The sequence below is a fragment of the Flavobacterium movens genome (assembly GCF_039581425.1).
Classification (GTDB): Bacteria; Bacteroidota; Bacteroidia; order Flavobacteriales; family Flavobacteriaceae; genus Flavobacterium; species Flavobacterium luteolum.
Genome location: NZ_JBCPXY010000001.1, coordinates 496063 through 521145 on the forward strand (window position 1 = coordinate 496063; position 25083 = coordinate 521145).

At 34.3% G+C, this 25083-nt stretch carries 23 protein-coding genes; 8 read left to right on the forward strand and 15 right to left on the reverse strand.

The genetic code is table 11. The features are described from left to right. Positions 1 to 3: 3 nt before the first annotated feature. The 5 genes from AAYQ05_RS02145 to AAYQ05_RS02165 all read right to left on the reverse strand — a co-directional run bounded on the left by AAYQ05_RS02145 (position 4) and on the right by AAYQ05_RS02165 (position 5025). The gene (locus AAYQ05_RS02145) at positions 4 to 1041 is read right to left on the reverse strand and encodes an XAC2610-related protein (protein WP_343540847.1); all 1038 of its coding nucleotides are present in this window, start codon (positions 1039 to 1041) and stop codon (positions 4 to 6) included. Positions 1042 to 1068: 27 nt separating this feature from the next. Beyond that, positions 1069 to 1824 carry a hypothetical protein gene (locus AAYQ05_RS02150; protein ID WP_343540849.1) on the reverse strand — a complete coding sequence of 252 codons (756 nt, stop codon included), beginning with the start codon at positions 1822 to 1824 and terminating at the stop codon, positions 1069 to 1071. A gap of 80 nt (positions 1825 to 1904) precedes the next feature. After that, complete coding sequence (locus tag AAYQ05_RS02155; protein ID WP_343540850.1) at positions 1905 to 2447, reverse strand: hypothetical protein; 543 nt, start codon at positions 2445 to 2447, stop codon at positions 1905 to 1907. A gap of 20 nt (positions 2448 to 2467) precedes the next feature. Continuing rightward, entirely contained in the window at positions 2468 to 3814 is a 1347-nt protein-coding gene (locus tag AAYQ05_RS02160; RefSeq protein WP_343540851.1) for an ankyrin repeat domain-containing protein, read from the reverse strand. A 29-nt stretch (positions 3815 to 3843) separates the two neighbouring features. Then, entirely contained in the window at positions 3844 to 5025 is a 1182-nt protein-coding gene (locus AAYQ05_RS02165; protein WP_343540853.1) for an ankyrin repeat domain-containing protein, read from the reverse strand. A 350-nt stretch (positions 5026 to 5375) separates the two neighbouring features. Here AAYQ05_RS02165 and AAYQ05_RS02170 point away from each other — a divergent pair, with 350 nt between their 5' ends. From AAYQ05_RS02170 to AAYQ05_RS02195, 6 genes are all read left to right on the forward strand, one after another. Beyond that, positions 5376 to 6779, forward strand: coding sequence for a PSP1 domain-containing protein (locus tag AAYQ05_RS02170; RefSeq protein ID WP_343540855.1), 1404 nt, complete (start codon positions 5376 to 5378; stop codon positions 6777 to 6779). Then, positions 6763 to 7242 (forward strand): gliding motility lipoprotein GldH, encoded by a 480-nt coding sequence (locus AAYQ05_RS02175; protein WP_111377678.1) that lies wholly within the window; start codon positions 6763 to 6765, stop codon positions 7240 to 7242. Before AAYQ05_RS02170 ends, AAYQ05_RS02175 begins: the two co-directional genes overlap by 17 nt. Positions 7243 to 7252: 10 nt before the next feature. After that, positions 7253 to 9559, forward strand: coding sequence for a penicillin-binding protein 1A (locus AAYQ05_RS02180; protein ID WP_343540857.1), 2307 nt, complete (start codon positions 7253 to 7255; stop codon positions 9557 to 9559). Between the two features lie 165 nt (positions 9560 to 9724). Next, complete coding sequence (locus AAYQ05_RS02185; RefSeq protein WP_343540859.1) at positions 9725 to 10426, forward strand: CoA transferase subunit A; 702 nt, start codon at positions 9725 to 9727, stop codon at positions 10424 to 10426. Between the two features lie 83 nt (positions 10427 to 10509). After that, a complete protein-coding gene (gene bla / locus AAYQ05_RS02190) occupies positions 10510 to 11397 on the forward strand; it encodes a class A beta-lactamase, subclass A2 (RefSeq protein ID WP_343540860.1) in 888 nt (295 codons plus the stop codon). 106 nt (positions 11398 to 11503) lie between these two features. Next, a complete protein-coding gene (locus AAYQ05_RS02195) occupies positions 11504 to 12160 on the forward strand; it encodes a CoA transferase subunit B (protein WP_026727421.1) in 657 nt (218 codons plus the stop codon). 122 nt (positions 12161 to 12282) lie between these two features. On the opposite strand, the gene AAYQ05_RS02200 is transcribed toward AAYQ05_RS02195, so the two are convergent. Together AAYQ05_RS02200 and AAYQ05_RS02205 are read right to left on the reverse strand one after the other, a co-directional pair. Further along, a complete protein-coding gene (locus AAYQ05_RS02200) occupies positions 12283 to 12810 on the reverse strand; it encodes a DUF6646 family protein (protein ID WP_177211615.1) in 528 nt (175 codons plus the stop codon). 49 nt (positions 12811 to 12859) lie between these two features. Then, positions 12860 to 13594 (reverse strand): metallophosphoesterase family protein, encoded by a 735-nt coding sequence (locus tag AAYQ05_RS02205; RefSeq protein ID WP_343540862.1) that lies wholly within the window; start codon positions 13592 to 13594, stop codon positions 12860 to 12862. 139 nt (positions 13595 to 13733) lie between these two features. Here AAYQ05_RS02205 and dinB point away from each other — a divergent pair, with 139 nt between their 5' ends. After that, positions 13734 to 14816 (forward strand): DNA polymerase IV, encoded by a 1083-nt coding sequence (dinB, locus tag AAYQ05_RS02210; RefSeq protein ID WP_343540863.1) that lies wholly within the window; start codon positions 13734 to 13736, stop codon positions 14814 to 14816. A gap of 103 nt (positions 14817 to 14919) precedes the next feature. Beyond that, positions 14920 to 15420, forward strand: coding sequence for a PAS domain-containing protein (locus AAYQ05_RS02215; RefSeq protein WP_343540865.1), 501 nt, complete (start codon positions 14920 to 14922; stop codon positions 15418 to 15420). Positions 15421 to 15544: 124 nt separating this feature from the next. Here the strand turns inward: AAYQ05_RS02215 and AAYQ05_RS02220 are convergent, their stop codons facing one another. From AAYQ05_RS02220 to AAYQ05_RS02255, 8 genes are all read right to left on the reverse strand, one after another. Then, on the reverse strand, positions 15545 to 17149 hold the full coding sequence (locus tag AAYQ05_RS02220) for a fumarate hydratase (protein WP_177211619.1): 1605 nt from the start codon (positions 17147 to 17149) through the stop codon (positions 15545 to 15547). 81 nt (positions 17150 to 17230) lie between these two features. Next, entirely contained in the window at positions 17231 to 17971 is a 741-nt protein-coding gene (locus AAYQ05_RS02225) for a hypothetical protein (RefSeq protein ID WP_343540866.1), read from the reverse strand. A 21-nt stretch (positions 17972 to 17992) separates the two neighbouring features. Continuing rightward, the gene (locus tag AAYQ05_RS02230) at positions 17993 to 18649 is read right to left on the reverse strand and encodes a hypothetical protein (protein ID WP_343540867.1); all 657 of its coding nucleotides are present in this window, start codon (positions 18647 to 18649) and stop codon (positions 17993 to 17995) included. A 216-nt stretch (positions 18650 to 18865) separates the two neighbouring features. Then, entirely contained in the window at positions 18866 to 20305 is a 1440-nt protein-coding gene (locus AAYQ05_RS02235) for a spore maturation protein (RefSeq protein ID WP_281634271.1), read from the reverse strand. Between the two features lie 287 nt (positions 20306 to 20592). Next, positions 20593 to 21666 (reverse strand): winged helix DNA-binding domain-containing protein, encoded by a 1074-nt coding sequence (locus AAYQ05_RS02240; RefSeq protein WP_343540869.1) that lies wholly within the window; start codon positions 21664 to 21666, stop codon positions 20593 to 20595. Positions 21667 to 21746: 80 nt separating this feature from the next. Then, a complete protein-coding gene (locus AAYQ05_RS02245) occupies positions 21747 to 22460 on the reverse strand; it encodes a 3'-5' exonuclease (protein ID WP_343540871.1) in 714 nt (237 codons plus the stop codon). A gap of 128 nt (positions 22461 to 22588) precedes the next feature. Further along, positions 22589 to 23065: a methylated-DNA--[protein]-cysteine S-methyltransferase gene (locus AAYQ05_RS02250; RefSeq protein WP_343540872.1), complete on the reverse strand. Its 477-nt coding sequence runs from the start codon at positions 23063 to 23065 to the stop codon at positions 22589 to 22591. 89 nt (positions 23066 to 23154) lie between these two features. Next, complete coding sequence (locus tag AAYQ05_RS02255) at positions 23155 to 25020, reverse strand: DUF2207 domain-containing protein (RefSeq protein ID WP_343540873.1); 1866 nt, start codon at positions 25018 to 25020, stop codon at positions 23155 to 23157. Positions 25021 to 25083: the final 63 nt, after the last annotated feature.

Consider the following 25083-nt stretch of genomic DNA (forward strand, 5'->3'; position numbering starts at 1 on the left):
AATTTATTCTTTGACCATATTTTTGAAACTACTATTTGATAATAAAGATAAACTTCCTTTTTTAGAAGTTCCTTGCCAATCAGATAGTTTTCCGTTTACATAAATTTTGATTCCAATGTCTGTAGCGCTTTCATAAATTATATATTTTATGCTGCCACTATTAAATTCCAATTCATAAACTGTGTTTTGTTTTCGAAATTTAAATCCTGCTTTGTCTGCTTTTTCAGGACTTGATGGGTGAGCAAACGAAACAAACTTATACTCATCATTTTGTCGAAATGCATAGTACAAAATAGCATTATATTTAAATAGAATTATGTGGCCTTTACCATTTTTAGTATCAAAAGAAACTACTTTGTCTAGGTTTGGTTCATAGACAGATAAAGTCGAAAAAGGTATGAAATCATTACCTTTTCGTTTTTTGCCTGTTATTTTTAAAAAAGGAAAAGAATAGCCATCTTCCTCAAAAGTGCATTCTTCTTCAGCTTCCAAACCAGAAACGCTATAATAGGAACAAACATGAAGCGCTGCGCCACCGCTACTCGAGGTTATAAGACGTCTGTTTTTAGCGTCAATTTCAAATGCGCCACCTCTTACACAAAAGGAATTGTAATATAAGTCGCTAATACTATTGCTTAGCACAAAAGAATTTGCCAAATTAATAAAGATATATGCTGTGGGCTGAGGTGTGTAACAACCTTCATCGTCATTTTTCTCATTGTTAAAAATGATAATGTCGGTACGTCCATCAAAGTTGACATCTCCTAAAACTCGAATATTAGATTCAGGAATGCTTTTGAAAGAAGTGATTTTAGCCGTTTTTAGCAATTCTGAATTCGAAAATTCTTTAGCGCCATATTCGAGTACCGTTTTCTTGGTTTGATTCTCTGTAAGTTTATAATATTCTTTTATTTCTGAATTCTTAGTTTGTTTCAGAAAATATAAAGTATAACCTTTTAAAAAATCATTACTCATATAAGCTTTCTGGGCATTTGAGATGTACACCTGTGCAATTAGAAAAAGAAGAAGCTTTATTTTCATGCTTAATTCGGGATAAGGTTTATGAAACTATTCATCAAAAAAACGAAGTTCATCAAAATCTTTAATTCCTGATAATTTCAGAAGTTTAGTTCTTGCAATTTTTGTTTCGGTTTTTTCGAACACTTCTTCACCGCTGTCTGCATCATCATTTGTGTTTACATTGGTAAGCTTTTTTCTGGTAAGGAAGTTTATACTGGTTTCGACATTTACTACAGGACCATTATTACTGCTAGAATCATAACCAATAAGAGCTAAATCATTATCTTGAAGCCTAAACATATATTGCCAGTAACCGTATCTTCCATACGCGTAACTTATAAATAGTTTTTCTTTCGTTATTTCTACTTCTAACTCAGGGGCATAATAAGCGCCACCATCTTCATTTTCGGAAGAAAAACAGCTTTCATTTTTTGTAAACAATTCGTAACTGCCTTTTTTGTTAAGGAGAACAATAATACCTCTTCGGTTTCTATCTAATTCGCCACGATATTCATCTGTAATTACTTTGCTTTTATCAGTGCCTTTAATAATTAGTACACAATCGTCTAATCCGTCTTTATTTAAATCGCCGTAAATAGTGTCAAAAGCCACAAAGTTTTTAGGAATAAAGTCGGTTGGATTCTTTTTGGTCACAACAGTAGTTTCTTCTACTTCTGGGATTTCTTGTAAATCTGTGATTTCGGCATTATTTGATTTTTTATTACTGCTTTTATCATCTTTACAGCTAGTGGTAATTGCTAGCAATGCAAATGTTCCAATAATTAGAGAGTATTTTTTTATCATATTTTTTGAGCTTGTTTTACAATTTTCTTGTTAAAATCTAATGCTGGCGCTAGTATAAAATTTGCGCCAGCAGGAGAAATTTAGATTCCAATTTTAGCATTGATATTATGCTTGTCAACATAAGTTTGTGCCACATTCATCAATTTAGTAAATTTTGCATCTATTTCGCTTTGATTTGAAGCATCAAAATCAGCAATTGCTTTTTCAATTTGTTCTGAAGGAGCTTTTTCGTCTTTCAACTTTCCGATTGGTACATAACCTTCCTTTTGTTTCGCAATTGCATAAGAAAACAAGTCTTTTGAGGCCTGAAGAAGTTCTTTATTGTCTTCATCTTCTGGTATGTCCTGAATCGTTTTTAATCTAGCTTCTAAATTAGTTATATCGTATTTAAAAGAATCTTGATAAGTAGACGGAATCATTTTCTTTTGTGTTTCATCATAAACCTGAGGCTCAGATTGAAGCTTTTCATTAATTTCCTTGCTTCCAAAACGAGATAACAAATTCGAATTTAAAGCTGCAATTTCAAAGGTTTTTTCTGGAGAGAGGTTGGTGCAAGATGTCGAAACTAAGCTTGCGGCAATTAATACTAAAAATAGTGTTGTGGCATTTAAGATTTTTTTCATTTTTTAAATTTATTTATTGTTTATCCTTTTAATATTTTACTTTTCTCAGCGTCAAATTCTTCCGAAGTCAAAATTCCAGCATCTAGAAGTTCTTTTAAATCTAATAATGCCTTTTTCTTTGGTTCCATCGAATTTGAAGCTTCAGTTTTTGGTGCTTCTTGCGGAACATTTATGGAGGTTACAACAGTTCCAGACGGAGCGTATTTCAGAATTAGTTCTGTAATTTCATTAAAGCCTTTTACATTCGAGTAATCAATCGCTTTTTGTTCTTTTACGTTTACGATTGAAGCATCGGCTTTGTTGTCTAATAAATATTTTACAACATCCTTCTTACCATTAGCGGCACTGTAATGCAAAGGCGTATTCCCAGATTCGTCTTGAATGTTAATGTTTGCTCCAGCTTCAATAAGCAGTTTCACCATGCTTAAATTTCCTTTTTTGGTAGCTACATGCAACAGGCTTTCGCCGCCATAAGTATAAGAATCGTTAAGGGTAAAAGTAGATTCGTTTGAGATGTTTGTTGCGCTTACAATCCAATCCAAATAATCATTCATAGATGAAGTATCGCTGGCGACGGGCTTGCTGTAGTTCACATCAACTCCGTTTTCTAAAAACAAGGCCACAATCTCCTTTTGATTATTCGCGCAAGCGTACCAAATCGGAGAATATCCATTGTTACTTGAAGTAAATACATCTGAACCTCTTTCAATCAATAATTTAGCTAACATTCTGTTGGTTTCGTAACAGGCAATTAAAAGCGCATTTTCGCCAGAATGATTAGTGTGGTTTATCTCAGCGCCATTGTCCAATAGCAAAGTCACCATCGGAATCGATTTGGTATAACAAGCATAAATAAGTGGCGTATTTCCCTGTTTATCAGTTACGTTAATATCGGCTCCATTGTCTAAAAGCAGTTGGATAATTTCTCTGTTTAATTTTGCTGAGGCCAATATTAAAGGGGTTTCTCCGTTGTTATTCATTAGATTAACATCGATTCCGGCTTGAAGCAACTTTGTTGCGATTTCAATTTGAGCCGTTTGAACGACTAAATGTAGAAGACTATTTCCGTATTTATCATTCTTTGTGATTTCTGCTCCATTTTCTAAAAGATAAAGTGCAGTTTGTTTCTGTTTTTGAAGACAGGCAAAGTACAAAGGCGTTTCTCCCTGATGATCTTCGTAGTTAATATCGGCACCTTCCTCATGTAGAATTTTTACAATATCAAGATAACCGCGGTGTGCGGCATAATGAATCGCAGTTCTTCCTTTTTCATCAGTATATTTTGGATCTACTTCTTTGTTTTGAAGTAGCAATTCGGCTATTTTTCGGTTCCCATTTTCACAGGCAACTATAAATGACATTGACATCTTTGAGTAATTTTAAGTAAATGATCGTTTTATTGTTTCATTAAAAGTTCGACGGTTTTAATTTTGAGGTTATCTCCAGAGGCAAGCATTAAAGCAGTTTCGTCTTTGTCGTTTGTAATAGAAGTATCGGCACCTTGATCTAATAGCAGTTTTACTTTTCTATACGTTTCTTTTGCCATTTCTGCGTCATAATTGACATTATAAGCGCATACTTTATGCAAAATGGTGTTCCCTTGATTGTCTTGTTCATTTACATCTAAAGAAACATTTTCTAAAACAGATTTTAAGATATCCGATTTCTTTTCGACAATAAAATCAATTCCCGATTTAGGCTGTCCGTAATATTGTGCGCAGAAATTTACATCGGCACCATCAGACAATAATCTTTCTATGAACGAAATATCACTTGCAGAACCCGAAGCAGAACTGATAAAACTAGTAAATAGAGTTCGGCCGTCTTTATTGACAATATTAAAATTAGGAGAAGAAATTGAAGTTAAGGCATCATACATGTCAAATGAAAACTGTTCAGCAACAGCATAATAAAAAGCAGTATTGTTGAGGTTGTCAGTTTCGTTTGGATCTGCTCCGTTTTCTAGTAAAAAAGGGATTAGTTCTTTTCTGTTTCTTTTTACGGCACACAAAAGTGGAGTAGTTCCCACGATATTTTTTTCGTTAATGTCAACTCCGTTATTTGTCAAAATGGCTATGTACTCTTTCACTTTTTCAGGACCTAGTCCGTAAACATTCAAAATAGCATGAATGAAATTTTCGTCTGCATTGTTCTTATACTGAGTGTTAGCCCCAAAATCATCAACTAAAACTTGAACTATTTTTGGCGAAACACCTTTTTCTAGAAAATAACCAAGAAGGGTTTTATCGCTTATTTCATCGTTAATATTATCCATTTTCGACATCAATTCCTTAAAAAAAGCAATTGACTCTTCATCATCTTTTAAATATAAACTTAAAGGTTTGAAAATAGATTGATCAAAACCATCCAATTCGTAAATATCGGTTTCAATAAATCTGGCTTTTATTAATTTTTCTATAAAATCAATTTCTTTGGCATCAATGATTTTACCAGCAATCTGCGAAAAATTGTTTTTTAGATATTGTTCGTTAAATTTTTCTCCGTTATTTAGGCATTCTCTGGCCTCGTCAAATTTTCCCTGAAAAAGGAAATTTTCAATCTGGTTTTGTGTTTGCATTTTGATGAATTTTAAAATGAAAGATTAAGATTTGAAAGTGCCTAAAATTGGGCTTTTTCAAACACTGTTGTAAGATAAAACATAAAAATGCTAAATATATTTCAGGATAAAAAGTTAAATTACCATTTTAGGCCATAAAACTTACAGAATAAAGTTTTTTCGGAAAATATTTTAAAAAGAAGATGAAGAGTTGTGTAATTTGGTAAAGATTTGCGTACAAAAAAACTGGTTTTTTAATTTAACAGGCCTTTAGTTTTTATGCATAAAAAGCAAAATAAAAAAAATACTATCTTTACCGATCAAACGTTTATGAACTTAAGCTGCATTCTGGCAGCACTACATATATAATTATGGCATGTACAAGTTGTTCAACCTCAGACGGTGGCGCACCAAAAGGTTGTAAAAATAATGGGACTTGCGGCACCGATAGCTGCAATAAATTGACTGTTTTTGACTGGCTTTCGAATATGAGTCCGTCTAATGGAGAGGCGATTTTTGATTGTGTTGAGGTTCGTTTTAAAAACGGACGCAAGGAATTTTTTAGAAATTCGGAGAGATTAACTTTAAGTATTGGCGACATTGTAGCAACTGTTGCTTCTCCAGGACATGATATTGGAATTGTGACTCTTACAGGAGAGTTGGTAAAGATTCAAATGAAGAAAAAAGGAGTGAATTACGAAAGTAATGATGTTCCAAAAATTTATAGAAAAGCATCTCAAAAAGATATTGATATCTGGTCTGTAGCGCGTGATCGTGAAGAACCAATGAAAGTTCGTGCTCGCGAATTGGCAATTCAGCATAAATTGGAAATGAAAATTTCGGATATCGAATTTCAAGGAGACGGTTCTAAAGCGACTTTTTACTATACAGCAAATGATCGTGTCGATTTTAGAATGCTGATTAAGGATTTTGCTAAAGAATTCAGTACTAGAGTAGAGATGAAACAAGTTGGTTTCCGTCAGGAAGCGGCTCGTTTAGGTGGAGTTGGTTCTTGCGGACGTGAACTTTGCTGTTCTACTTGGTTAACAGATTTTAGAAGTGTAAATACATCGGCAGCTCGTTATCAGCAATTGTCATTGAATCCGCAGAAATTGGCGGGGCAATGCGGTAAATTAAAATGCTGTTTAAACTATGAGTTAGACACTTACATGGACGCGTTAAAAGATTTTCCTGATTACGATACAAAACTAGTAACAGAAAAAGGAGACGCTGTTTGCCAAAAACAAGATATTTTTAAAGGTTTAATGTGGTTTGCTTACACCAATAATTTCGCAAACTGGCATGTTTTAAAAATTGATCAGGTAAAAGAAATTATTGCTGAAAATAAACAGAAAAACAAAGTCTCATCTCTAGAAGATTTTGCTGTTGAGGTAGTTGCAGAACCAGAAAAAGATTTCAATAATGCAATGGGACAAGAGAGTTTGACTCGTTTTGACCAGCCAAAAAGAAAGAAAAAACCAAATCGCAAACGCAAGCAAAGTACGGAAACGGCTGGTGTTGCAACTCCGGTAAAACCACAGCAGGAGAAAAATACGAATAACAATGCTAAACAAGTAGGAAATAATAATCCAAACAACGCTGGAAACGCAAATAATGGCAATGTTGGGACTAAACCAAATAATCCAAACAAGCCAAATCATAAGAAAAAGCATAATTCGAATAAAAACAATCCGAATAAGCAAAATTCAAATGAAAATAAACCTGCTGAACCTAGGAAACCAATAACGAATACTAAAAATGAGAATAAAAAATAGCGGAATTCTTCTCTTGGCAGCAATACTTCTTTTTTCTTGTGATAAAAAAAGAGTATTTGATGAGTATAAATCTGTTGGAAGTGCTTGGCATAAAGACAGTATTATAAGCTTTGATTTGCCGGTTTTAGATTCTACAAAAAAATACAATGCCTTTGTAAACATACGAGATAACAATAATTATCCGTTTAATAATTTATTTTTGATTGTGGCTTTAGAAACCCCAAGCGGTTTTACAAAAGTAGATACGTTAGAATATCAAATGGCAGCGCCAGACGGGACTTTATTAGGAAATGGATTTTCTGATATAAAAGAAAGCAAACTCTTTTACAAAGAAGATGTAAAATTTACAGGAAAATATAAAGTTCATATCAAACAAGCTGTTAGACAATCAGGTAAAATTCCTGGAGTTGAAGCTTTACAAGGAATTACAGACGTTGGTTTTAGAATAGAACAAAAAGATTAGAAAAATAGTTATGGCTGCTAAAAAAAACAATCCATCAAATAAAACTAAGGATATTAATTATTACAAGAAGAAATTCTGGAGGGTATTTGCTTACTCTTTATTAGGAGTTTTAGCTTTCTTCTTATTTGCCTCATGGGGTTTATTTGGCTCTATGCCTTCGTTTGAAGATTTAGAAAATCCAGATTCAAACCTTGCTACAGAGATTATTTCTTCTGACGGAGTGGTGTTGGGTAAGTATTTTAAAACCAACAGATCTCAACTTAAATATTCAGATTTACCTAAAAATCTGGTAGAAGCGCTTGTTGCTACTGAAGATGCACGTTTCTACGAACATTCAGGAATTGATGGACGAGGAACGTTAAGAGCCGTTTTTAGTTTAGGAACAAACGGAGGCGCAAGTACATTGACACAACAGCTTGCAAAACAGTTGTTTCATGGAGAAGGATCTAAATTTCTTCCTTTCAGGATTGTACAAAAAATAAAAGAATGGATTATCGCTATTCGTCTGGAAAGGCAATATACCAAGAATGAAATTTTGGCGATGTATTGCAATGTTTACGACTTCGGAAATTATTCTGTAGGAGTAAGCTCTGCGGCACAGACTTATTTTTCTAAAGAGCCAAAAGACTTGACAGTTGACGAATCGGCTATCTTGGTTGGAATGTTCAAAAACTCAGGTTTATACAATCCTGTTAGAAATCCAGAAGGGGTAAAAAACCGTCGTAACGTGGTTTTATCTCAAATGGCAAAAGCAAAAATGATTTCAGAAGCCGAAAAAGAAAGGCTTCAAGCTTTGCCAATTACTTTGAAATTTAAACTGGAAAGCCACCGTGAAGGTATAGCGACTTATTTTAGAGAATATCTTCGTGATTACATGAAGAAATGGGTTGCAGAAAATAAAAAACCAGACGGATCGGATTACGATATTTATAAAGACGGACTTAAAATATATACTACGATAGATTCTAGAATGCAAACTTATGCAGAAGAAGCTGTTGCAGCACATATGCAAAATCTTCAACAGCAGTTTTTTATTGATCAAAAAAACAATAAAAATGCTCCTTTCGTAAATATTACACAAGCTGAGACAGATAGAATCATGATGCAGGCGATGAAGAATTCTGTTCGTTGGGCACAAATGAAAGAAATGGACAAAAGCGAAGATGATATTATTGCTTCATTCAAAGTAAAAACAAAAATGCGTGTCTTTACTTGGAAAGGAGAAAGAGATACAGTAATGACGCCATTAGATTCTATTCGTTACTACAAGCACTTTTTACAATCTGGTTTAATGTCGATGGAACCTCAAACGGGTGCAATTAAAGCTTGGGTTGGAGGAATTAACTACAAATATTTCCAATACGATCACGTTGGGCAAGGAGCAAGACAGGTTGGTTCTACTTTCAAGCCTTTTGTTTATGCAACAGCAATCGAAGAACTGAATATGTCGCCTTGTGATTCTATTCTTGACGGACCGTTTATGATTCATAAAGGGCGTCACCACGTAACAGAAGATTGGGAGCCAAGAAATTCTGATTACAAATACCGCGGAATGGTGACTTTAAAGCAAGCTTTAGCCGCTTCTATTAATACGGTTTCGGCTAAATTAATTGATAGAACAAGTCCAGAAGCTGTTGTTGAATTGACTAAAAAATTAGGAGTTAAAACAGAAATTCCTGTACAGCCATCTATTGCTTTAGGAGCTGTAGATATCACTGTTGAAGATATGGTTGCAGCGTATAGCACATTTGCAAACCAGGGAGTTTATGTAAAACCACAGTTTTTAAGTAGAATTGAGAATAAAAGTGGTGAGGTTATTTATGAACCAATTCCAGAGTCTCACGACGTTTTAAATAAAGATATCGCTTTTGCAGTAATCAAATTACTTCAAGGGGTAACAGAAAGTGGTTCTGGTGTACGTTTACGTACGCAAGGCGGTGGAAGCGGAGATAACCGTTGGACAGGATATCCATACATGTTTACAAATCCAATTGCTGGTAAAACCGGTACAACGCAAAACCAGTCTGACGGTTGGTTTATGGGAATGGTTCCGAACTTAGTTACTGGAGTTTGGGTTGGATGCGAAGATCGTTCAGCACGTTTCAAAAGTTTGACTTACGGACAAGGAGCAACAGCAGCTTTACCAGTTTGGGGTTATTATATGAAAAAGTGTTATGCGGATAAAGATCTTCAGATTTCAAAAGCTGAATTTGAACGTCCGGCAAATCTTTCTATTAAAGTAGATTGCTATCAAAGACCTGCTGTTGTAAAAGATACCACACAGACTGAACAAAATACTGATGAGTTTGAATTGTAACAATGTTGCAATAAAGCTTATCTGATTATATCTCAATCCCTTTACGACTCTTTTTAGAAGATGAGTAAAGGGATTTTATTTTGGTTTTATTTTTACGAAATCGTTATAATTTAATCTAAAAATCTTATTTTTATCAAAAATATTCAGCAATAAAGATAGTTTGTTATGATAACAAAAAAAGTAAATAGTGTTCAGGAAGCTATTGAAGGAATTAAAAACGGCATGACCATCATGTTTGGTGGTTTCGGATTATGTGGTATTCCTGAAAATACAATTGCAGCGTTGGTAAACACAACAATTTCAGATTTAACCTGCATTTCAAATAATGCGGGAGTTGATGATTTTGGTTTGGGATTATTGCTGCAGAAAAAGCAAATCAAAAAAATGATTTCTTCTTATGTGGGAGAAAATGCAGAATTCGAACGTCAGATGCTTTCGGGAGAATTAGAAGTTGAATTAACTCCGCAAGGAACTCTTGCAGAACGCTGTCGTGCAGCTCAGGCAGGAATACCTGCATTCTATACTCCAGCAGGTTACGGAACGGAAGTGGCAGAAGGAAAAGAAGCACGCGAATTCAACGGAAAAATGCATATTATGGAAGAAGCTTTCAAAGCCGATTTTGCCATTGTGAAAGCATGGAAAGGTGATGAAGCAGGAAATCTGATTTTCAAAGGAACTGCCAGAAATTTCAATGCTTGTATGGCTGGAGCTGGGAAAATTACAATTGCAGAAGTGGAAGAATTGGTTCCAGTTGGGACTTTAGATCCAAATCAGATTCATATTCCGGGAATCATGGTACAGCGTATCTTTGAGGGAGAAAAATTTGAAAAGAGAATTGAACAACGAACTGTAAGAGCTAGAAATTAGATAATTAGAAAATGAGGCAATTAGATAATTAATTCAGGCTTTGTATGGAATTATCAAATTGACTAATTGACACATTAAAAAATATGGCAAAACTTTCTATACTGCTAATTTCGTTTTTAACTTTTCAAGCTTTTTCTCAGACAACGTCTGATCTTCGAAAAGAACTAAATCAAATTGTTGGAAATAAGAATGCGACAGTTGGAATTTCTATTAAAAGTATTGAAGATAAGGACACTTTAAGCATTAACGGACATTTAAAAATGCCGATGATGAGTGTGTTTAAATTTCATATTGCTTTGGCGGTTTTGCATAAAGTTGATGAAGGAAAACTTAATCTTGCTCAGGAAATCTTTATAAAGAAGAAAGATTTAAAGGAAGATACATGGAGTCCGATGAAAGTAGATTATCCAGAGGGAAATGTGAATTTGACTTTAGATAAAATACTTCGCTACACGGTTTCGCATAGTGATAATAACGGATGTGACATTTTGATCAATTTAGTTGGAGGTACAAAGTACATTCAAAAGTTTATAAATGAGCAAGGTATCAAGGATTTCGTTATTAAAATGAACGAAGACCAAATGAAGACGTGGAAAAATCTTTATATCAATACCACAACTCCGATAGCAACAACAGAATTGCTTGAGAAGTTTTTTAAGGGTGAAGTTTTAAAAGAAGAAACGACAAAGTATCTGTATCAAATAATGGTTGAAACTTCACGAGGTCTTACTTGGATGAAGGCTGGACTTCCTGAGGGAACTGAACTGGCACACAGAACGGGAATTTCGGGAACAAATGATAATAACTTGAGAGTTGCAATGAACGACATTGGAATTGTTAAACTTCCAAACGGAAAACATTTTATTCTTTCTATTTATTTAAAAGAGATTACTGAAACTAAAGAAAATACTGAAAAAATAATTGCAGATATAGCTAAAGTGACTTGGAATTATTTCGCGAATAAAAATTAGATAATTGAGATAATTTGTCAATTAGATAATTAATTTAGATTGTGTTAAGCATTTTCTAATGATCAAATTGACTAATTGGCACATTAAAAAGATACATTAAAAAATTATGGCACTTAGTAAAGAAGATATAGCAAAACGAATTGCTAAAGAAGTAAAAGACCGATACTTCGTTAATTTAGGAATTGGAATTCCGACGTTAGTAGCGAATTATGTTCGAGAAGATATTGCAGTAGAATTTCAAAGTGAAAATGGAGTTCTCGGAATGGGACCTTTTCCGTTTGAAGGAGAAGAAGATGCAGATATTATCAATGCAGGAAAACAAACCATCACAACGCTTCCGGGCGCAAGTTTTTTTGATTCGGCTTTCAGTTTTGGAATGATCAGAAGCCAGAAAGTAGATTTGACGATTCTTGGAGCAATGGAAGTTTCTGAAAACGGAGACATCGCAAATTGGAAGATTCCGGGTAAAATGGTAAAAGGAATGGGAGGCGCAATGGATTTGGTGGCTTCCGCCGAAAACATCATCGTTGCCATGATGCACGTAAACAAAGCAGGAGAGTCCAAAATCTTAAAAAGATGCACTTTGCCATTAACGGGCGTAGGATGTGTTAAAAAGGTTGTAACTGAGCTTGCGGTACTCGAAGTGACTGAAAAAGGTTTTAAGCTCTTAGAACGAGCGCCAGGTGTCTCAGTAGAGCACATCATCGCTTCAACTGAAGCCGATTTGATTATTGAAGGTGAAATTCCTGAGATGTCGATTTAGAGGGAATTGCTACAAAGGCACAAAGACTCAAAGATTTTTTAAGTAAAAATAAAAACCGCCCTTTTGGACGGTTTTTTATTTAATAAACTTTGAGTCTTTGTGCCTTTGTGGCAAAAAAAATATTATAAGTTGAACGAAGCTCCTAAACTAAAAGTAGCTTGATTATTCAAATGATAAAAAGGATCATTGTTTGAACCATATTTAGCAATTGGGAATCCGATTTCTGTGAAAACACCAAATCCGTCAGTGAAGAAATAACGACCTCCAACATGGCCACCAAAATTATGTAAACCTAGACTTAATCCAGGGTAAACGTCTAATTCTTTTACGCCAATTACACTAGATAAGTTAGCATTGATTCTTGCTTTTGCATCAAAGCGATCTGAGAAATCTGGTTCAGCATCATAATAAGCACTTGAACTACCGTGGTAGAAACCATTAAAATTATCAAATCCTAGGATATAGTTGGCAACAAAACCAAAAGAGAAATTTTCTCCTAAACCAAAATCAACAGAACCTTGAATTCCAGAACCACCATCTTGTAAATTAGCTCCTACGTTTACTTTAATATCTCCCTTTCCTTTGAAAGCTTCTTGAGCATTAACAAATCCGAATGTCACTAAAAACAAAAGTGTAATAACCTTTTTCATAAAAATTTAATATTAATTATTTGGGCAGCAAATGTAACTTTTAAAGAAATTAATTCCTACCTTTTTCGTTAAAATAGAGTTCGTTCAACGGTTCACTTTGCCAGTATTCCTTGGTGTTGACATCTAAAATCGTGAGCGGACCTCTAAATGCTGCGCCTGTATCTACATTCCAAACACAAGCTCTATTTACAGGAACCGTTTCGCCGATTCGGGTAACCGGGGTATGACCAATATAAACTTCCTTATAAACGGTAAATCTTTTAGGATAGTGTATGTCGTCTTCGTTTAATTTTGGGTCTAATGATAAGGCTGTTTCCCAAAGAGTTCTGTCCCAATAAAATAGCTTTGAAAAATATTCCCATTTTACACCATTTAAATTCGTGAATCCAGCATGAACAAATAATCGATTTTGATCATCAAGATAATAATCCTGAAGATTTTCTAGAAATTGAATATGGGTTTTCTTTTTCTCGTCAGAAATTTTAGAGTAGCCTTCAACAGTAGCTTTTCCGCCATGTTTGTACCACATTTCTTCGTCAAAATCATCATGTCTGTTCTCCAGCCAGTCCAAAGCCAGTTGGTCGTGGTTTCCTCGTATGCAGATGCAGTTTTGTCTGCTTTTTAAATCGATCAAATAGTCAATTACTTCAACAGACTGACTCCAGCCGTCAACATAATCGCCCAAAAAAATTAGAGTATCCTCTGTGGTAACTTTAGCTCTCTCGATTACTTGTTCAAGTGCAAGTAATCCGCCATGAATGTCACCTATAACAAATGTTCGCATTATTTAATTTTTCGAGTAGAAGAACAAAAATAGAAAGAATAATTGGTTTGGACTCAACGAATTTATATTCTTTAAAGATTGGTATTATTTATAACTATTTGAAGCGCTTTTTTATTGCTTTCCTTTTTAAATTTGTAACATGTCTGAAACACCAACATATCGTAAAATAATTCATATTGATATGGATGCATTTTATGCGTCGGTAGAGCAGATGGACAATCCAGAATTAAGAGGAAAACCCGTTGCAGTTGGCGGTTCAGAGAATCGCGGTGTGGTTTCGGCAGCAAGTTATGAAGCTAGAAAATTTGGTGTAAGAAGTGCTCTTAGCGGCGCTTTAGCCAAAAAATACTGTCCAGAAATTATCTTTGTTCGACCAAGATTTGATCGCTACAAAGAGATTTCATCAAAAATCCACAAAATTTTCCATGAATATACCGATTTGGTTGAGCCTCTTTCACTTGACGAAGCTTATTTGGATGTCACTAAAAATAAAAGAGGAAATCCAAGTGCAAGTCTTCTCGCACAGGAAATTAGAGCAAGGATTCTTAGTGAAGTGGGACTGACAGCATCTGCAGGTATTTCAGTCAATAAATTTGTTGCCAAAATTGCGAGTGATTATAATAAACCAAACGGGCAAAAAACGGTTAACCCTGACGAAGTTGAAGCTTTTTTGGAAGATCTGCCCATTCGTAAATTTTATGGAGTCGGTAAAGTTACTACAGAAAAAATGTATCAGCTTGGAATTTTTACAGGAACCGATTTGAAAAGCAAATCTTTAGAGTTTTTAGAGAAACATTTCGGAAAATCAGGAGCATTTTATTACCATGTTGTGAGAGGTATTCACAATAGTGAAGTGAAATCTTCTCGAATTGCTAAATCTGTAGCAGCAGAACATACTTTTGATGTGAACTTGTCTTCCGAAATTTTTATGATGGAACAATTAGAACGAATTGCAGGTTCGTTAGAAAAACGCTTGAAGAGACATAATGTTTCGGGAAAAACAATTACACTCAAGATTAAATACAGCGATTTTTCGCAACAGACAAGAAGTAAAACCCTGCCTTATTTTATTTCTGATAAAAGTTTGATTATGGAAAATGTCGAAGAATTATTGTATCAGGAAAAAATGAAAGATTCGGTAAGATTGCTTGGAATTTCATTGAGTAACTTGAATACAGAAGTGAAGAAAGCAGTTGTAGTCCAGTTAAAATTTACATTTTGATAATGCTTTTTAATGCTATATTAAGATTTAGGTCTTTTAATAACAAGATTTTTCTTGTATCTTTGAGAAAAAAGATCCATCAACATCCTGAATTAATTTTGATATGAAAAATAAAAATTCTGATGATTCACTGCAGCGAAATTCAGTCCCAATCCTATCTTGGGATTTTCATTACGAGTATCTAAATGAGTTAAAAGGGCTAAGCGCTGATTTGAAAAGAATGAGTAAAATTTCAGATGAATTTATCTGGGATGAAAAGAAGCTGAATATTCAGGAAAGAATCAAAAATGAAGTAGTTCTAGTAACAGATTTGGATCTAAGAATAGTTTTCGCGTCAAGCGGAATAAAAAGAATGACAGGTTACAAAGAAGAAGAAGTCTTAGGGAAAACTCCAAAAATGTTTCAAGGACCAGCAACCTCGCAAAAAGACTTAAAAGATATTAGAGAAGCAGTAAAAAAGCAGATTCCGTTTGCAAAAACACTCGAAAATTATAGAAAAAACGGACAGACTTATAAATGTAAAATAGATGCTTCGCCAGTTTATAACTTGAAAGGCGAAATATCGCATTTTATAGCTTTTGAAAAACAGGATTTAAGTGCGTAGTTATTTTGCCACAAAGGCACTAAGACGCGAAGATTTTTTTAAAAGAAGGGAAAAAGAAAGCCACCAATAGGTGGCTTTTATTATAAAAAACTTTGTGTCTTAGTGACTTTGTGGCAAAACACTTTTATAAATTAGCAAAGAAATCATTTCCTTTATCATCAGTAATAATGAATGCAGGGAAATCTTTAACTGTAATTTTACGAACGGCTTCCATTCCTAGTTCTTCAAAGTCAACAACTTCAACTTTTAAGATGTTGTCTTGAGCTAGAATAGCAGCAGGGCCTCCGATTGAACCTAAATAGAATCCGCCGTATTTGTTGCAAGCATCAGTAACTTGTTTAGTACGGTTTCCTTTTGCAAGCATAATCATACTTCCGCCATTTTTCTGGAATTCATCCACATAAACGTCCATACGTCCTGCGGTTGTTGGTCCGAAACTTCCAGAAGCCATTCCGTCTGGAGTTTTTGCTGGGCCAGCATAATACACTGGGTGATTTTTGAAATAGTCAGGCATTGGTTTTCCAGCGTCTAACAATTCTTTGATTTTTGCGTGAGCGATATCTCTAGCAACAATTACGGTTCCGTTTAGTTTTAAACGAGTTTTAACAGGATATTGAGACAATTTAGCCAAAATATCTGCCATTGGCTGATCTAAATCAATTTCTACAGGAGCTTCTAAGTGTGGAGCTGTTTCTGGTAAAAACTGTTTTGGATTTGTTTCCAATTGCTCAACAAAGATTCCGTCTTTAGTGATTTTTCCTTTAATGTTTCTGTCGGCAGAACAAGAAACGCCTAATCCAACTGGGCAAGAAGCCGCGTGGCGAGGCAAACGGATTACACGTACGTCATGAGTGAAATATTTTCCTCCAAATTGAGCACCGATTGCACTTTCTTGGCAGATTTTCTGAACTCTTTCTTCCCATTCAAGATCACGGAAAGCTTGACCAGCCATGTTTCCTGAAGTTGGGAGATTGTCGTAATATCCAGCAGAAGCTTTTTTAACAGCACTTAAGTTAGCTTCGGCAGAAGTTCCGCCAATAACCAATGCTAAGTGGTACGGAGGACAAGCAGAAGTTCCTAAATCTTTGATTTTTGTGCGAATGAATTCGTCCATCGATTTTTCATTCAATAAAGATTTTGTCTGTTGGTATAAATAAGTTTTGTTAGCAGATCCTCCGCCTTTTGCCATAAACAAAAAGTCGTAAGATGTTCCCTTTTTAGCATAAATATCAATCTGTGCTGGAAGATTTGAACCAGAATTCTTTTCTTCAAACATCGAAATTGGAACAATCTGAGAATAACGTAAATTTCTTTTTTGATAAGTATTAAAAATACCGCGGCTTAACCATTCTGCATCATCAACACCAGTAAAAATGCTTTCACCTTTTTTTGCCATTACAATTGCAGTTCCAGTATCTTGACAGCTTGGTAACTGACCTTCGGCAGCTACAGATGCGTTTTGAAGCAAATTGTAAGCTACAAATCTGTCATTGTCTGTTGCTTCTGGATCGTCTAGAATTTTTCTCAATTTTTGCAAATGAGAAGTTCTCAACATAAACGAAACATCAGTCAGAGCTTCTTCAGCCAATAATTCCAAACCTTTTGGGTCAACGGTTAAAACTTCGCGTTCTCCAAATTTTTCAACTTTCACAAAATCAGAAGTGATTTTGCGGTACTGCGTATCGTCCTTTAAGATCGGATAAGGATCTTGGTATATAAAATCAATCATTAGTTTTGTTTTTCTACAAATTTAGAAATTATTTACCTAAGAAAGAATTTGAATAAGGACTCATTTGACAGTTTTATGATTTTATTCGACGCTATTGAATTGATCAAACCTCATCTTCTTTTCAAAGTAAGGTTTGTCTTTAACAGAAAGTAAAACTTTTTTCCATTTGCTGTCTTTTAATTCAAAAGATATTGAGTCTGAGTGTGTAAGGACTCCCATGTCTACGTTCTCATCTTCGTCTGCAGGCACAAACGCAACAGTTTTGCAATAAAAAGATTTTGGGTCAGAATTGGTAGAAGGGTTTTCAATTTCTACCCAACTTCCCCAGCCGCTATCAGTCATTGTGCTCCATTTGTGCACTAATTGTAATGCCTTGTTTTTTAGGTAATACAGATAGTGGTCATGAGAATAACCGCATGCAGGATATCCGAGTGAGATTTGTATAAATGGAGAATTTTTCGAACTTTCAGATGTCAATCCGTACGAAGCCATCCATTCTGATCCTTTCTGAAAACCTTTGATAGCGATTTTTGAAGATGCAGTTTTATTTTTATTCTGATAAAAATCCAATCTATATTTTACTGTAACAATACTGTCCTTATCTGCCTGCTGATCTACTAAATGCGCTAAGACATAATCTGTAGAAGATTCTGTTCCGTTAGTGTAAATAGACACAGTGTCGGTTTTGATGATTTTTTCATCGTTTGTCACCTCTAAAGTTTCTTGAGGCTCAATGATTTCTGCAACAGATGTGGCATCTGTTGGTTTTGTTTTTTGGCATCCTATTAAAACAAGCAGGAAAAAAAGAGTGTGGATTTTCATAATTATAATTCAAATATGATTTTATTCAACAGATAGAACTAAAAGTTTCTTTTTTTGATAAAGTTCTGCTAATGAGATTTTTTCTCCGTTAAGATAAAAAAGCTGGTCTTCGTATTTTACTTCATATGGATCAATCAAAAAGCAATAATTATCGCGATCATTTAAAACGCTAAGATTGTCGTGATTCAATTCCACTATTTCAACATAATTTATTATATTAAGTTTGTAGGCTTCTTCTAAAGTGACAGGAGTGGTCTCATCATATCTGAAAAAGAATTTTTCGCCACCTCCAGGCATTCCAAACCACGGCATCGCTTTTCCTGAAACTAGCGAAATATAATCTGGCACTTCATTGATAATAAACAATTTCTGTTCCATAGTTTCAAAAAACTCTGGAAGAGATTTGTTTTCAAAAGCTTCTTTTTCTCTCCAAAAGTATAATCCTTGATTTTGCCAAGAAGGATCCTGAGGATCTTTTGTTGTGGTGGAATCAGAATAGTGCATAAATAATTCGCGAGGCATAAAGGCAAGAAGCGAGTCATTAATGAGCCAGTCTATTTTGTTCGTATCGAATTTATTTTGCGCGACAGGTATTTCTGTAGGTTTTGGCTCTTTGGCGCATTCGATTTTTTCGGGACTCTTAGAGTCCTTTTTTTTACTTAAAAACCATTTAAACATATTTGGGGGAATATTTAATTGTTTTATTTATGTTAGAAGGCTAAAGTATAAAATTATAAGAGGTTTTTTATAAAAAATGAAAAAATAATGTAGGATAATGCGCCTAATTCATACAGGTAACTTATATAAAAACTTTAAAACAACAAGCTTTATTTGTTGTTTTAAAGAGATTTATGAAAAATAAGAAGTTATTAATTTGATTGTTTTTAGCTTCTTTTAGAAAAACCAAGTTGCCACAAAAATAGCTGTAATAACGCAGACCAAATCGACCAAAAGCATTGTGCCTAGCGCGTAACGAGTATTTTTAATGTTTACAGAACCAAAATAAACGGCAATAACATAAAATGTGCTTTCGGCACTGCATTGGAAAATACTGCTCAATCTAGCGGTTAAAGAATCGGCTCCAAATGTATTCATAGAATCAATTAAGAAACCTCTAGAACCAGCAGAACTAAATGGGCGTAACATAGCAACAGGAAGTGCATTTGTAATTTCTTTACTTACGCCTAGATTTGAGAAAACAAATCCGATTGCATCACTGATGATTTCAAATAAACCGCTGTTTCTAAATAATGAGATTGCAACTAACATTCCTAAAACGTAAGGGAAAATAGTTACTCCCGTTTTCACTCCGTTATTGGCGCCTACGACAAAAGTGTCAAAAACTGTAGTATCTGCTTCTCTGAATTTTTTCTCATGTCTGAAAGAAAAAATCAGTGTAAATACTATAATTGCAAGTAAGATTAATCCAGAAAGGTTAGAAGTGAAGTAGTTTTTTCCAATTAAATCTAAATGATTTACATACATCAGCAATCCAACAATTGCTGCAATTAATCCCATTAAACCAATTAAAAGAGAAGCACTTTTGAAATTAATTTTCTGTTTGACTCCGACAATTAAAAAAGCCGCAATGGTTCCGATAAATGAAGTGATAATACAAGGCAGCATTACGTCGGCAGGATTACTTGCATTTGCTGCAGCGCGATACCCGATAATTGAAGTTGCAATTAAAGTTAATCCAGAAGCGTGAAGACACATAAACATGATTTGTGCATCGCTGGCTTTATCTTTTTCAGGGTTTATTTCCTGTAAACTTTCCATGGCTTTCAATCCGAATGGTGTTGCAGCAGAATCTAATCCCAAGAAATTGGCAGCGAAGTTTAAGGTCATGTACGATATCGAAGGATGGTTTTTAGGAATACTTGGAAATACCTTTACAAACACCGGACTTAAAGCTTTTGCCAGATTTCCAGAAGCTCCAGAAACGATTAGAAGTTCCATTAATCCGCAGAAAAAAGCTAGATAGGCAATAAGCGGCAAAATTAAATCGACTAAAGTGCTTTTACAAGTTGGCAATAAACCATCAGATTTTTGAAGACCGCTATAAATTTTTACGGTTTTGTTTTTGTAAACATAAGTCGTGTCAGCATTTAGCGTATCACGATTGATAATCATCGTCTGATCTGGCGCTTTTTTTATGCTGTCTTTTAAGAAAGCAGGAAGCTCTTCGATGTATTTTTCAGAAACTAAAACAGGATCGTCTTTTTTTCCATTTAAAACAGAGTCAATGGTATAAGTATTGGCAGTAAATAAACTGACTACAATAAAAAGAATCGAAGAAATAAAAATAACTAACCAAAATCTGCTCAATACCATAATTACATTTTTTTGTAAATGTAATTATTTAGCAATAAAATGCATAAATATTTTATGTATTGAGGTTGGAATTTGAGTTGATATACCGCCCCGCTGGGGCTTTTTTAAATAGGGAAATTTCATTTACTATAGATATTTCGCTCTTCCAGAGCTATTAAACTTTATTAAATAAAATTATATGCAAATGAAAAAGCTCGAGAACAGCGAAATATCTAGAGAAATCAAACAGGTTATAATTGAAAAAGTCCCAGCGGTGAGAAATCTAATTTATTTATTTTTAAAATTGATTATTCAATCACAACTTTGGTTTCCAAATAAGTTTCAAAAGCTTTAATTCCTTCAAACAAAATCTCTTTTTTCGAACTTTCAGTTTCATTAAAGAATTCCGTTTCAATTTTTACGTGATCTTTTTTAATGGTTCGTTTCCAGATTCCAATTACTTTTCCATTTTCTAAAATGATAGGTTTAAAAATGCCATTATTGGTGAAAGTTTTAGATTGATGATCTCCAGTAAATGAAGCTTCGCGCGTTTTATATGAAATTAAAATCTCATCAAATGCGGGCAAAAAATGTACGCTTTCGCGAAAGTTATTTTCTAATGCATCATCTTTTTTAAACCAAAAAATCTGATTATCAATAGTGATAGAATTCAATTGCAACTCTATTGCATTAATTGCGTTTTTGCAAAAAGTCGGCGCAAAACCTGACCACCACGAAAAATCGAGCAATGTTGCTGGACCATGACTCTCAAAATAACGGAGAGCGAGTTTGGCCAAACTTTCTTCTTTGCTCAATTTGGTTTTAGGCTTTTTTACGCGCTCTTCAAGTAAAGCATACGTAATTTGTTTGCCTTTCATTCTTCCGTTACATACCAAACCATCCAGTTCGGCATACATCATAATGGCAGCGCTTAAAAAATCTTCTTTAGAAGTTCTTTTAATATCAAGTTCCAACATAATTTCGTCTCGAGTCAAATGGTTATTGCCCGATAACAGCTTCTGGATTTTATTATTGATCTGATCCAATTTTTTCAAATCATAATCAAATTTTTTAGCGGCAGAAATAGTAAATCTTTGTACCTGTGGAGCCGAAAGCTCCAGCATCCAATAAATATCATCAGCAGAAACAAAATGCCAAGTTGGACGCAGAATATGAGTTCTGATTATTTTTCCTGAATTAACGGCTTCTTCAATTTCTTTTTCCGAGGAATTGCAACGTGAACCAATTGCCCATTTTGCCATAGCATAATCCTGCGCCTGCATAGCGCCAAAATGCTGCACAATTTCTTGAGGAAAACATTGATTTTCTTGATAAAGCTTCTGAGAAGCCATACGATGATGTGAAATTTCGGAATGAATCATTTTAAACCATATAAGTTATATAAGTTCATGCAAAAGGATCTTAGAATCTTAGTAATTCAGAATCTTAGAATCTAAAGAAGTTATACATGAATTATTTCATCATCAATTAGCAAATCTTCTCGGCGAAGGCGCAAGAAAATCTGAGCTACAGCAATGGTGTCTTTTTCGCAATAGGTAATAATTCGGTCAATATCTTTTTCGACATAATAGACGTGAGCAACCTGACTTCCGTCGATGTCTCCTTTTGGAGAAGGAACTCCTAAGATTTTAGTCAATAATTTTAAAGAAGTATAATGCTTATAATCGCCAAACTTCCATAATTCTAAAGTATCTAAATGCGGAACTTCCCAAGGCTTTTTACCAAATAAATTCAGTTTATCTGGAATTGGAATTTGGTTGATAATCATTCTTCGGGCAATAAACGGAATGTCAAATTCTTTGGAATTATGTCCACACAGCAAATGCTGAGGCTGATTGAAATGATTGTTAATCAGATTAGAAAAGTCTTTTAGGATTTTCTTTTCTTCACCAAAAAACGAAGTCACTCTAAAATTGCGAACATCTCCTTTGATGGTAAAATACCCAACAGAAATACAGATTATCTTTCCGAATTCGGCCCAGATTCCAGCACGGTCATAAAATTCTTCTGGAGAAAATTCATCTTTTCGCTGGTATTGCGTTTTCAAATCCCAAAGTGACTGCATTTCCGCGTCAAGCGAATTGAAGTTTTCTTCTTCTGGAACGGTTTCTATATCGAGAAAGAGGATGTTGTTAAGGTTAATTTTTTCAATCATATTTTACTTTCCACGAATTCACGAATTGACTTAATTTTTTTATTTGATATAAATGTACACAAATTTAAATTTTTAATCTATCGCAAATTAAAAATGAATGAATTATCCTTCTTTTTTATACAATAGAACTAAAATAAACTTTGTTGTGGAGATGGACTTTCATGTTCTAAAAGCCATTTTTTTCGGTACAATCCCCCGGCATAACCAGTTAAAGATCCGTTTGTGCCGATAACGCGATGACAAGGAACCACAATCCACAGTGGATTTTTACCATTTGCTGATGCAACGGCGCGAATTGCTTTTATATCTCCCAGCTTTTTGGTCTGATCCATATAGCTTACCGTTTTTCCGTATGGAATTTCAAGAAGTGATTTCCAGACTTTCTGCTGAAATTCGGTTCCTTGCGGATTCAGTTTTAAATTGAAATCGGTTCTTTTGCCTTCAAAATATTCATTTAACTGCAACACGGCTTCTTGTAATACTTCTGGAATTTCTTTAGAAACGTCATTGGTTCCAACATCAGAAACAGAAATTACGGCAATACCATTTTCATCTCCAATTATTTTGGTGATTCCTAAAGGCGAATTGATATAGGCTGTTTCCATAATTTTTAACCGCAAAGGCAAAAGTTTATCGCGAAGTTCGCAAAGTTTTTTTAAATCAATAAATTATATAAGTTAAATCTTAGAGGATTTTACCAGCCACCGCCGCCTCCGCCTCCGCCTCCGCCTCCAGAGCTTCCGCCTCCAGAACTTCCGCTGCTGGAACTGCTAGAAAATGAATCGTAAGAAGAGCTAAAATGGGTAACTGATCTTAAAGTAAATTGTGAAGAGCTGTTGCCAGTTGTTTTGATCCAATTATTTTTATAATTCAGTTTTTCTAAAATAGTTGCAAATTTTGAATTCCACTCTTCTTCAATTCCCAAGGCAAATACATAAGGCAGGTTTTCTTCATAAACACTTATTGCAGAGCTTTCTTCTGGTTTATAATCAAGCAGTTCTTTTTTCCATCTTTCGATTTCAAAATTGATCTCGGCGCCTAATTTAGTATACTTGCCGATTATGCTTAAATAAAAGCTAAATCCTGAAATTATTAAGAACAGTACAATCAAATTTAAGACGGAGTAGCTTTTGTCTAAGTTGACTGCAGCGAATAATCCATAGCAAAAACCACCCGTAAAAATGGAGAAAAAAATACAAAGCAAAGCCATTCCGAAATCTTTTGTGAAAGATTGAATGATTACTTTAAAAAGCAATGCCGTAATTATTAGAAGGATAAAACCAAAGATAGCAGCCCAAAATATAGTTCCTTTATCAATGTAACAATAGCTTAATAAAGCTGTGATTGTAATAATAAAACCTATAAGAATTTGTTTGGAGTTACTTAAAAAATAATCGGCTAAGTTATATTGCTTTTCTAATTTTTTTTCAAGCGCTTCTTTTGCTTTATCGAAAATCAAATACGTTTCTTTGTCAAGCTCAAATGAATCGTTTTCTCTAAATAAGGCTTCTAAAGCTGCGGTTTCTTCCTGAGATAAATCAAACGTTTCTTTTCCTTTTTTAAGTGAATATTTAAAATCATCGGCCCAAACTTTTTTCCCATTGTCAAAAATTTCGAGAGCACCTTTTATAGAAAGATTGATTATTGTGATTAGTAGCGTTTTCGAATCAACGCCTTTGTCTTTTATGTATTGTAGAGCTGTTGCAGAATAAAGGCTTTTTAAATCTATTTTCTTGGTTTTATCCAATAAAGGATCTTCTCCATGACTTTTCCAAGAAAAATAGTAAAAAGCAAAACAAAAAGCGACGAAAGCTAGAGCAAGTAATACTTTGTTTGGAGATAAAAATTCATCCATTTTATAATGCGGACGAAAAAAAGGCTGATGAACAAATCCTTTAGGAAAACCAGCCGCGACGGTAAAACCTTCTCCTTTTTTTAGATTTTTAGAAGTAAAATAAATCGAATTGTCTATAACTTTTGAATTGCAATCGTGTGCTTTTGAACCTAAAAGACCTGTGTAGCAAGCGGTCTGAAATGCTTTTGCAGATTTCGGTAAAGTTATTTTTGCAGTGACATTTTCAATATCAAACTCCCAATAATTTCCTGTAATATTCCAGTAAACTTCATCAAAATCGCTATAAGAATGTATTTGCGCTTCAATTTCATACGTCAATTTATAAGTATAAGTCCCTTCTGGCAGATATATTTCTTCATCCCCAATGTAGATTCCAAATTTTTCGGAGTCTATATTTAAGTGATATGGTTCTTTCGAATTACCTCTGTATACGCTTAGAACTTTATAGAAATTGGTTTTAGAAACTTTCGGTGAATTGGTTTCCATCGGAAGCTCTCTATAAATTCCGTGATTTATGAATAGTTCAGCAGCATAAACAGTAATGTTTTCTGTAACGATAAGGTTCCCATTTTTCTTAACAACGATATCAGCGTGAAATTGTTTTATTTTTTCTGATTTCTCGGGAATAGAATCGTTTTGGGAGTAACTTTGGAAAAAAGTAAACAGTAAAATACTGATTGAAAACAGAAACCTGAATTTTTTCATTTGGAAAAACAGTTATTTTTTATGAAGGAAAAATAGTGTTTTTTATTTAAATCTGTGGTTCGA